General features: G+C 64.5%; 10 protein-coding genes. 8 read left to right on the forward strand and 2 right to left on the reverse strand.

Annotation, left to right across the window (positions count from 1 at the left end):
- Positions 1–296 precede the first annotated feature (296 nt).
- Positions 297–1,118: an FRG domain-containing protein gene (locus AC1DY5_RS29545; RefSeq protein ID WP_478117225.1), complete on the reverse strand. Its 822-nt coding sequence runs from the start codon at positions 1,116–1,118 to the stop codon at positions 297–299.
- Positions 1,119–1,162: 44 nt separating this feature from the next.
- Positions 1,163–1,714: a MarR family winged helix-turn-helix transcriptional regulator gene (locus AC1DY5_RS29550; protein ID WP_478117240.1), complete on the reverse strand. Its 552-nt coding sequence runs from the start codon at positions 1,712–1,714 to the stop codon at positions 1,163–1,165.
- A gap of 284 nt (positions 1,715–1,998) precedes the next feature.
- On the opposite strand from AC1DY5_RS29550, the gene nadC reads away from it, so the two are divergent.
- From nadC to AC1DY5_RS29590, 8 genes are all read left to right on the forward strand, one after another.
- On the forward strand, positions 1,999–2,820 hold the full coding sequence (nadC, locus tag AC1DY5_RS29555) for a carboxylating nicotinate-nucleotide diphosphorylase (RefSeq protein ID WP_478117226.1): 822 nt from the start codon (positions 1,999–2,001) through the stop codon (positions 2,818–2,820).
- 5 nt (positions 2,821–2,825) lie between these two features.
- Positions 2,826–4,961: a phosphonate metabolism protein/1,5-bisphosphokinase (PRPP-forming) PhnN gene (phnN, locus tag AC1DY5_RS29560; RefSeq protein WP_478117227.1), complete on the forward strand. Its 2,136-nt coding sequence runs from the start codon at positions 2,826–2,828 to the stop codon at positions 4,959–4,961.
- On the forward strand, positions 4,958–5,941 hold the full coding sequence (locus AC1DY5_RS29565) for a Bug family tripartite tricarboxylate transporter substrate binding protein (RefSeq protein WP_478117229.1): 984 nt from the start codon (positions 4,958–4,960) through the stop codon (positions 5,939–5,941). Before phnN ends, AC1DY5_RS29565 begins: the two co-directional genes overlap by 4 nt.
- A gap of 382 nt (positions 5,942–6,323) precedes the next feature.
- Positions 6,324–7,460, forward strand: coding sequence for a DNA-binding protein (locus AC1DY5_RS29570; protein ID WP_478117231.1), 1,137 nt, complete (start codon positions 6,324–6,326; stop codon positions 7,458–7,460).
- 39 nt (positions 7,461–7,499) lie between these two features.
- Positions 7,500–7,835, forward strand: a complete 336-nt coding sequence (locus tag AC1DY5_RS29575) for a nucleotidyltransferase domain-containing protein (protein ID WP_478117232.1) — start codon at positions 7,500–7,502, stop codon at positions 7,833–7,835.
- Positions 7,828–8,340 carry a ribonuclease toxin HepT-like protein gene (locus AC1DY5_RS29580; RefSeq protein ID WP_478117234.1) on the forward strand — a complete coding sequence of 171 codons (513 nt, stop codon included), beginning with the start codon at positions 7,828–7,830 and terminating at the stop codon, positions 8,338–8,340. Before AC1DY5_RS29575 ends, AC1DY5_RS29580 begins: the two co-directional genes overlap by 8 nt.
- A gap of 222 nt (positions 8,341–8,562) precedes the next feature.
- A complete protein-coding gene (locus AC1DY5_RS29585; protein ID WP_478117236.1) occupies positions 8,563–8,823 on the forward strand; it encodes a hypothetical protein in 261 nt (86 codons plus the stop codon).
- Positions 8,824–9,020: 197 nt separating this feature from the next.
- Complete coding sequence (locus tag AC1DY5_RS29590) at positions 9,021–9,413, forward strand: IS110 family transposase (protein ID WP_478117238.1); 393 nt, start codon at positions 9,021–9,023, stop codon at positions 9,411–9,413.
- Positions 9,414–9,551: the final 138 nt, after the last annotated feature.

The raw sequence follows: 9,551 nt of genomic DNA on the forward strand, positions 1-9,551 counted from the left end.
CCGTGCATCAAGGCTCTCCATGAGCTGGCGCTGACAGAATGAAAGAGCAAGAGTGACAGATTGAAGGGAAACCGACATCTGAGCTGACTGGCCGTTGGCCGGCCATSKACGAYGGCGTTGAGCTTGGCCACGCCTCGTCGAAAGCGCCCAAGACACGAATGCACGCACTCGTAAGAACGTTCGTCAACCGTTCGAACGAACGCCACACTGCGCTGACCGAAGCCGGCGCGCTAGTGGGCGTTCTGAAGAGCTCGCCAACGCACAGAAGCGCCTGCAACTTCAACGCAAACTGATAGCTACGGCTTCTGAACGTTAGCGCGCTCGTGGTATTCCGCGATCAGCCGTTCCCAGACGACTTCCAATTCGTAGGCCATGGAACGGGCCAAACCATCGAGATCCGGAAAGAGCGTCGAGTTCGTGACGTTCATGCGATAGAGGGACTGCATCGCCTGTGCGCGCATCTCCAGGGGCAGCACGTATTTGACGATGACCGGCTCTTTTGCCACATAGCCATCGAGGATGCGGTGAAGTGGCTGATCCAATATGCCTGGCAAGACGAACAAGCCCGACTGCGCGACCAGTCTCTGATCCATCTCCAGCGGTTCCCCGAACCAGACGATGGGCAGCTGGTTCACCATGAAATACTTCTCGAAGTTGCCAGTGACGCGCGGATCGATCACTTCGCGCGTCAGCGCTGGATCGAATGACGGCGATGCCGACCACAGAGCGGGCGTGTTGAGGGCATAGACCGCCGCGTCGGTGACCGCATCTTCGAGCGCGAAGAATGCCGCGACGTAAGGCGACTTGGTGAAATCGAGCAATCGCGTGGGTGCGCCATGGTGCTGCATGAGCGCCAGGCAGCGAAGGTCGTCTTGCAACGCGGCGGGAGAGGTGCGATAGATGTGCGCCTTGCGGCGGAACACGCGCAACGAACGTTCCTCGCGAAGCGGCCAAAGCGAAGAATCAGGTGCGTAGACCTGCAGTCGCCGGGTGAGCGAACTCACCAGAGGCCACTGCGCCGAAACTTCCCCGCGAAATGCCCAGCCCGTCTGAGCCTCCGTCAGTTCGACGAACTCGTTCCACTTCGACAACTTTCTTACTTCCATCGTCTTGTCCATTCCGTTGTTGCCGCACACGCCCCGCGAACGGCGCATTGGCGTGGCTATGTGGCCGTGGGCTCGATGCGCGTGAGCCGGTGGCCCAACTCGCGCGTCGAAGGCACGCGCCGCTTCGTGCCTTCGGCGGCGGCTTCGTCCTCGGCCAACGCGGCGGTGATGGCCAGCAAGACCCGCCGGGTGGTTTCCACATCCTCTGCCGGGATGCCACGCACGCTGATCTCGTTGACCTCTTCTGCCAGAGGGACGAGCTTGCGCTGCAATTGCTTGCCCAGTTTCGTCAGATAGACATGGACCTTGCGGTCGTTGCCCGGCAGGTGCATGCGCTCGACATGGCCGAGCGTTTCGAGCGCCTTGACGGCGGTGAAGGTGGTCGGTTCGGTGATGCCGGCGCGAATGCTGAGTTCTCGCTGCGACAGGCCGTCGCGCAGCCAGAGCACGCGAAGCACGGACCAGTGGCCGTAAGAAACCGCGTGCGACACCAGTCGCATCTGCAGCGCGCGGACGTACGCCCGCGCCGCATCTTTGACGACATGCGCAAGCCGCTCTTGAGCGTCCTCGACTGAATCGGCAAGCGGTGCGGGCTGTCTGTCTGTCATGGCGTGCAGGAACAGGGTTCCGGAAAGCAGTGGGATGGCGGCGCAGGTCGCCGGGGAACGTTCGCGCACATGATAGATGCTGCTCCGCATCGCTTCGTCCCGGCACCCGTGCATCGTCTCTCCGTGATAGCTAAATAAACTTAGAGCTCAAATATGTTGTTGACAATCTCTCTGTCGGGCCTAGACTGATGAACTTCGATGGCTAAGTTTATCGAAGAATACTTCAACCCAGCAGGCCGCCGGCGCGCGGCCGCATTCAGGAGCACGATATGTATGACCCGTTCTTGACCGATCGCCTGATCGATCAATGGCTTGCAGAGGACATCGGAGGCTGTGACCTGACGGTTCAGACCATGATCGACAAGGATGAGCGCGGTGCGTTCTGCATGAATGCGCGAGAGCCGGCGATCATGGCGGGCGTCGACGTTGCGGCGCAGGTGTTCAGGCGCTATGACCCGTCGTTGGAGGTGAACGTCCTCGTGTCCGATGGGGAACGCGTCGAGCGCGGTGCGATCCTAATTGCAGTGAAGGGATCGGCACGCAGCGTGCTGACGGCCGAGCGCACCGCGCTGAACATCATGCAGCGACTCTGCGGCATCGCCAACGAGACGGCCAGATACGTCGACGCCATCGCGGGCACCCCGGCCAGGCTGATCGACAGTCGCAAGACCACGCCAGGCCTGCGCATGCTGGAAAAGCATGCCGTGCTTTGCGGCGGCGGCCTGAACCACCGCCTGGGTCTGGACGGCGGCGTGATGATCAAGGACAACCACATCGCGGTCTGCGGCAGCATTGAGGCGGCGGTCGCCCGCGCGCGACGGTCGTTGCCGGTGCTGACCAAGCTGGAAGTCGAATGCGACCGCCTGGACCAGGTCGCTCAGGCGCTGAAGGCAGGCGTGGATGTGATCATGCTGGACAACATGTCGGTGGGCGACATGCAAAAGGCCGTGCGCATGGTGGAAGGTCGCACGAAGATCGAGGCCTCGGGCGGAATTCGCCTGGAGACGATCCGCCCGATCGCCGAGACCGGCGTCGACTACATCTCGACGAGCCGCATCACGCAGGCGGCGATTGCCGTCGACATCGGCCTCGACGAAGCCCGGTAACCCACATGGAAAGCGGCACCTTCTTCCTCGTCGTCGGCCCGAGCGGCGCGGGGAAGGACTCGCTGATCGACGGCGCGCGGCAGCGTCTGTCGCAGGCGCGCCATGTCTTCGCCAGACGCACGATCACGCGTCCGGCAGGGGCGCCGGGCGAAGACCATGAAAGCGTCTCGGCCGCGGAATTCGATCGACGCGAAAGCGCCGGGGACTTTCTGGTGACGTGGCGCGCGCACGGTCTGTGTTACGGCTTGCCCGCGTCGTTGCGGACTGCGTTGGAGGCTGGGCAGCACGTGGTCGCCAACGGTTCGCGCAGCGTCATCGCACAGCTGTCGCAGCGCCTGGCGCGCGTGGTCGTGATCGACGTGACGGCCGCGCCGGAGGTGCTGGCGAAACGCATTGCCGCCCGGGGGCGCGAGCGCGAGGAAGAGACGCACCTGCGGCTGGCCCGGCGCGGCGAGCCGATTCCGGCATCGGTGCGCTCGCTCGGGGTCGACAACGACGCAAGCCTGGCCGAAGGCATCGACCGCTTCGTCGAAGCGCTCGAATCGTTTTGCAGCTGGGCGACGATCCGGTGCCTGGAGATGCGCAGCGGCGCGGATCGCGTGGTTCATTTTTCATCCGTCCTGCCCGTATGGCACGGCGGCGAGCAGGTGGAACTGTCGGCCGTTGGCGGTCGCGGTATCTCGCGCGTGTGGGCCCGTGTCCATGTCGGCGGCGTCGGCACGGCCCTGGCGGCAGGCGAAGCCGGCTTGTCGCGCGAGACCTTCGAAGCGCTCGGTGCACCACACGGCAGCCAGGTCGCAGTGCGCATGATTCCTGCAGCTCGAAGCCACGACCTGCTGGTGCGCAAGATACGCGGCGAAGCGCTGAGCGAAGCGCAATACCGGCGGCTTCTGCGCGACATCGTGGAGGGACGGTACGCCGATCGCGACCTGACGGCGTTCCTCGTCGCCGCGACGCAGCACCTGTCGGACGCGGAAGTCCTGAGCCTGGCACGCGTGAGGACGAGTCTGGCGCCTCGCTTGACCTGGAACGAACGCATCGTCGTCGACAAGCATTCGATGGGCGGCGTGCCCGGCAGCCGCATCACCCCGATCGTGGTCTCACTGGTGGCGGCGCACGGCCTCGCGATGCCGAAGACCTCGTCGCGCGCCATCACATCCGCTGCCGGAACGGCCGACGTCATGGAAGCCGTGGCCCGGGTCGATCTCGCGCTCGAGGAGGTGCAGCGCTGCGTCGCCGAGGCGCGCGCCTGCATAGCCTGGAACGGCCGCCTCAATCATTCGGTGCTGGACGATGTGATGAACGCCGTGACCCGGCCGCTGGGTCTCGATTCAACCCGCTGGTCGGTGGCGTCAATCCTGTCGAAAAAGAAGGCGGCGGGCGCCACCCATGTCGTCATCGATCTGCCCTACGGTCCGCACGCGAAGCTGCGTACCGAGCGCGCGGCGCTCGAACTGGCCGCATTGTTCGAGGCCACGGGCGCGGGAATCGGCCTGCAGGTGCGCGCGCTGGCAACCGATGGCAGCCGGCCCATAGGACGGGGCATCGGTCCGGCGCTGGAGTTGCGCGACGTGCTGTACGTGCTCGACAGCCACGCCGACGCGCCCGACGACCTGCGCGAGAAGGCCTTGTGCTTTGCCGGCCAGATCCTCGCCTGGGATCCGGCGGTGGGCTCGGCCGAGAAGGGACGCGCGGCGGCGCAGGCACTGCTGCACTCGGGAGCGGCGCGCCGCGCCTTCGCGCGTATCGTCCAAGCGCAGGGAGCCCATGAGAGGCCGGCGCGTCCGAGCGCGCTGACCCATGTCGTGCGTGCGGAACATGGCGGCTTGGTGAGCGGGATCGACGGCTGGACGATTGCCGGCATCGCGAGGCTGGCCGGTGCGCCGGTCGACAAGGGCAGCGGCATCGACCTGCTGTGCCAGGTCGGCGATGTGGTGCGCGCCGGCGATCCGCTATATCGCATCCATGCCGCGACCTCCGACAGCCTGGCCGCGTGCGTAGCGCTGGTGCAAGGTGCGTATTCGGACGGCGAATCCGCGAGAGCGATTGAAATTGCAGCCGAGCGGCCGCAGGCTCAGGCAGTGCGCGGCGCCGGCTCGGCATCGGCGGCCACGTGGGTCAACGAAAGGAATCGGGCATGAAGCAATGCAACCGGCTGGTCGGGCTCGCAACGTTCGTCGTCGCCTGCCTTCAGGTGCCTTTCGCGATGGCCGGCGAGAGCGGCGAGGCTGCGGGGAAGCCGATCGAAATCACCGTGACCTTTCCGCCCGGCGGCGGCACGGACGTGCTCGCACGTCTGATCGGCAACCACACGGCCGACAGCCTGGGCCGGGCCTCCGTCGTCGAGAACCGTCCCGGGGCAAGCGGCAACCTCGGGGCCCGCTATGTCGCCGGCCGGCCGGCGGACGGGGGTTCGCTGTTGATGGTGAACAGTTCGTTCGCGATCAATCCCGGCGTGTTCAGGACGCTGCCCTTCAATCCGAAGACGGACTTTGTCGCCATCATCAACGTGGCCTACATCGCCACCGTGATGGTCGTGCCGGGCGACTCGCCCTACAGGACCTTCGCCGACGTCATGGCGGCGGCCAGGCCGAAAGAAAACTCGGTGTCCTTCGGCTCGTGCGGCAGCGGCACGCCGCAGCATCTCGCAGGCGAACTCATCAAACTGCGGACCGGCGTCCACATATTGCACGTCCCGTACAAGGGCTGCGGACCGGCGCTGAACGACATCGTCGGCGGTCAGATTCCCATCGCTCTCGTCACTGCATCCAGCGCCATGCCGTTGATCAAAGCCGGCAAGCTGAGAGCACTGGCCATTTCGTCGAAGGAGCGGTTTAGCCAACTGCCCGACGTTCCGACGGTCGCCGAACAGGGGCTGCCGGGTTACGAGCTCAGCCAGTGGCACGGCCTGCTCGCACCCAAGGGCACGCCGGTCGACGTTCAAAAGCGCCTGTATGAAGGATTCGCAAAGATTCTGATGCGCAACGACGTGCAGAAGATTCTGAGCGACCTGGGCTACACGCCGGCGAGCGACGGACCCGAGGCATTCCAGAAGATCGTGTCTGGGGACATCGATCGATTCGCCGAGATCTCCAAGCGCATCGGCTTGACCGCCGACTAGCCGACGCCACAACGCCGGAGCTACCCGAACGAGAAGAAGAATCGTCTCCCTCGCGGCTATGGCGATCGCCGGCGCCGCAGCGGCGCAGTCCTCGGTCACCGTGTTCGGCTCGTCGATGCGGYGGTCAGCGGCTTGTCGAACGCTCCGAAGACCTGCGCGGCGCCCGAGGCAGCGTCAAGGCCAGCCGAACTGCCCTCACAAACGGCACCTACAGCAGCAGCAAGCGTGGCCGACTACCTGCGGCAGCTCACGTAGCGACTGCTCGCGCAGCGGCGGGTCGAGAACCGACGAGGACGTCAAACAGGCCATCAGCACTGTCGGTTGCTACGGCTTCTTGCCCTGCTCCCGCTTTCCTTCCTCCGTTTGAGCCGCGTCAGTTCCGATGTCCGGCGTGCGGCCCGCCTTTTTGTTGGCCTCTCGTCCCACGTTACTCGTAATACCAGGCACTTTGCGCCGACCGGCGTGCCGATCATCAACCCTTGGGATTTCAATTCGGGTTGATCTGCGCGCCTTGCGCACGCCGATCGCGCAGCGGCGGCGCCGCGGCAGCGGCTCGCCCAACACCGTGAGCCCGATGCTCGAGCGGTGGTTCGCCACGCTCGGCAAGCGCCTGGAGKGCCGCGGCAGCAGGCTGGCCGACGGCGAGGCGCAGCAGCTCCCCCTGGCCATCGTCCAGGCTGCCCAGCAGTTCTGGGACGTCGCCCGCCGCGAAGCTGATCAGGTGCAACTGCAGAAGACCGAGGCGACTCGCCGCGAGCTGGAACTAAAGCGCGACGCTCTCACCCAGAAGGACGCCGACCTGCAGCACCGCGAGACCTCCTTCGAGCAGGCCCGCGTCGCGCTTGATGAAGCCCTCGCCTCGTCACGTCAGGCCGTGACGGCCATGGATGCCCAAATGCACGCGCAGCAGCAGGAGTCCGCCCGCCTCCTGAGCGACGCGGAAGCCGAGGTGCGGCGCCTGCGCAAGGCGCTCGACGAGGCGGTGGCCAGCAAGGAAGCCCTGCGCGAGAAGTCGGCCATGGAACTCAACGCCAAGCAGCGCGCGGCGGACGAATCCGAGGAACGCCATCTGGCCCACGAACGTCGGCTCCTCTCCGAGGTCGATCGCGAGCGTATGGCCACGCGCCAGGCCACCACAGAGCTGGCGAAGGAGCAGAAAGCCCGCGCCGTCGACCAGGAGGCTGCCGGTACCACACAGGATGCAGCCCAGCAAGCCCTGCAGGACTCAAAGTCAGCACACCGCAACGCTGAAGGCGCCTGGGCAATGCAGTTCCAAGCTGTTCAGCTTGAGTTGGCGACCCAGCGCGAGCGCAGTTCTGGCGCCGAACAGCGTGCGAGCGATCTTCTCAAGCAGCTCGAGCGCCAGCAAGCCCCGGCGGACGGTGAGGTCTCGCAGCTTCGGGAGACCCATGCGGCAACTGCAGCCGCCCTGCGTCAGCTCGACAACCGTACGAAGAGCCAAGAGCCTACGCATCAATCGCGCGCCAAGTTGGCGCCCAAGGCACCGAGGCGAGATTGAAGCGAGCCTGAAACTACCCGGATCATCTAATATCCACTTATGCCTGCACTTCTTCATCGACCGATCGGTGAAATTCTCCGAGATCGCAGCGATGCTCGGCGGGCCTTCCTTCGCCCGCAGATCGAGCAAACGCTCGCCGAGCTAAGGCGAAACGGCGTTGTATGTGAACTGATCGGTTCCTTCGCGCGCGCCAATGAAACGCTCGACGCGGAGTCAGACTTGGACGTCCTTGTCGAGTCCAAGGGCGCCTTGTCGGAAGGCGATATCTGGGACATCGCATGGACGCACCTCACGGACGTCAACGTCGACCTGGTGTTCGCTGAACATTTGCCACTCCACAAGGTGAAGCTCATGAAAGAACATGCCCGTGGGTGATCACATTCTTCAAACACTTCTGCTGTCGAAGGCGCAGGACCTCGAGCGGGCCATGACGGTCATGCTTGAGGCCGACGCGAGACAGGCGCAGCTGAAGGCCGACCATCCCGAACTTTACGACGAGTCATTCCACGCCGCGGGCATCGCTCAGCACATTCAAGGCATCTACACGCAGCTCGAAAGCCTGATCAAGCAAGCGATCGAACAGACCGACGGCAAGCTGCCGAAGAGCGAGACCTGGCACCAAGACCTGATCCGTCTCGCAAGCACGGCAACGAGTGATCGTGACCCACTCCTTGACGCAGCAGGAGCCAAGAGTTTGAAGGAGGTGCTGGGCTTTCGGCACATTGCGCGTTCAAACTACGCAGGTGAGCTGGATCCCCCTCGAGTCTTTGAGCACATCCCAAACACGACCACGGCCGTGCGCGCCGCCGTCACAGGCATACGGCAACTGTTCGGCCCCCCAGATGTTCCTTCCAACCAGATGGGCGAACGCGAAGGTTGAGGACGCCGGCGCACGGCAAAGGCAGACGTCCTTACCTCCCTGCTGTGATTTCAGCGCTAGGTAGCCGCTGTCGGCAATGTCGATCAGCAGATGCCCGAACCTCACGACCTCTTCGCCCGCTCCCCTTCCTTCCCCCCGCATGCCCACGGCAACCGGGCCCAGGCCGGGCTGGATCACGGTGCGGATCGGCGCGTTCGAAGCGGCGTAGGTCAAGCTGATGCGATGAATATTGCGGATAACCGACCTCGCTTCCCAACTGCAGCGCCAGTGGGAACCGGCGTGGCGGCGCATCATCTCGAGCGGCGTCAGGCCGCCCAGCCCTGCATGGGGCGTGCCATGGTAGTTCCATACCGTCAGGTCCAGCAGTTCCTCCAGTTCCCGGGGGTGACGATCAGCCGCAACCGGGTCGCGCAGGCGTTTCAGGACCACCTGGGTAAGCAGATCTCAGCATCGACGACCGGTCTCGACAAAGTGCAGACATAGCCCATCGCTGGCGCGGCGACAAAATCGCCAGAGCGACAACGGAAGCGCAGCCGGCTGCCATACCGTGTTGTTAGCGCTGGTGTTACTGTAACTGGCTGCCCCTTCGATCTGCCCGGTTGCACTGCGAGCGCGAATCCGTAGTTGTCGTGTTGCCCGCGAGCTTCCGCCGTGGCTTTTGTCACTGCAGGAGATCGCCTATGAGAGTCATCGGTTTGGATGTTCATCGCAACTTCGCACAGGTTGCGATTCTGGAGGATGGCCTGGTGAAGGACCATGGCCGCTGCGCGATGGCGCGAGATGCGGTGCTGACGTTTGCCGCTACGCTGAACAGGGAAGACGACGTCGTGCTGGAGGCCACCGGCAACACGGCGGTCATCGTGCGGCTGCTGACGCCGTTCGTGCACCGCGTGGCCATCGCCAATCCCTTGCAGGTGCACGCGATTGCCTGGGCCAAGGTCAAGACCGACAAGATCGACAAGATCGATGCTGCGACCCTCGCACGCCTACATGCGGCGCGGTTCCTGCCCGAGGTCTGGATGCCCACTGAGGAAAGTGGAGTTGCAGCGACGCTGCATTGCACGCTAACCTGATCCCACGAGAGACGGCACGCATCTCCGGCAAGAAGGGTCGTGCACGCTGCAGGAGCTGCCGCTGCCGCCCGACCAGTTGCGCATAGCGCTGCGCCGTTACCACGAGCTGGAGCACCTTGCGCGAAGAGGCCGATGACC

The organism is Variovorax sp. P4_D9 (assembly GCF_056401695.1).

Coding starts and splice junctions, on each gene's coding strand:
- AC1DY5_RS29545 (WP_478117225.1), bottom strand. CDS start 1,118: ATGGACAAGACGATGGAAGTAAGAAAGTTGTCGAAGTGGAACGAGTTC.
- AC1DY5_RS29550 (WP_478117240.1), bottom strand. CDS start 1,714: ATGACAGACAGACAGCCCGCACCGCTTGCCGATTCAGTCGAGGACGCT.
- AC1DY5_RS29575 (WP_478117232.1), top strand. CDS start 7,500: ATGCCTGCACTTCTTCATCGACCGATCGGTGAAATTCTCCGAGATCGC.
- AC1DY5_RS29565 (WP_478117229.1), top strand. CDS start 4,958: ATGAAGCAATGCAACCGGCTGGTCGGGCTCGCAACGTTCGTCGTCGCC.
- AC1DY5_RS29590 (WP_478117238.1), top strand. CDS start 9,021: ATGAGAGTCATCGGTTTGGATGTTCATCGCAACTTCGCACAGGTTGCG.
- phnN (WP_478117227.1), top strand. CDS start 2,826: ATGGAAAGCGGCACCTTCTTCCTCGTCGTCGGCCCGAGCGGCGCGGGG.
- AC1DY5_RS29585 (WP_478117236.1), top strand. CDS start 8,563: ATGAATATTGCGGATAACCGACCTCGCTTCCCAACTGCAGCGCCAGTG.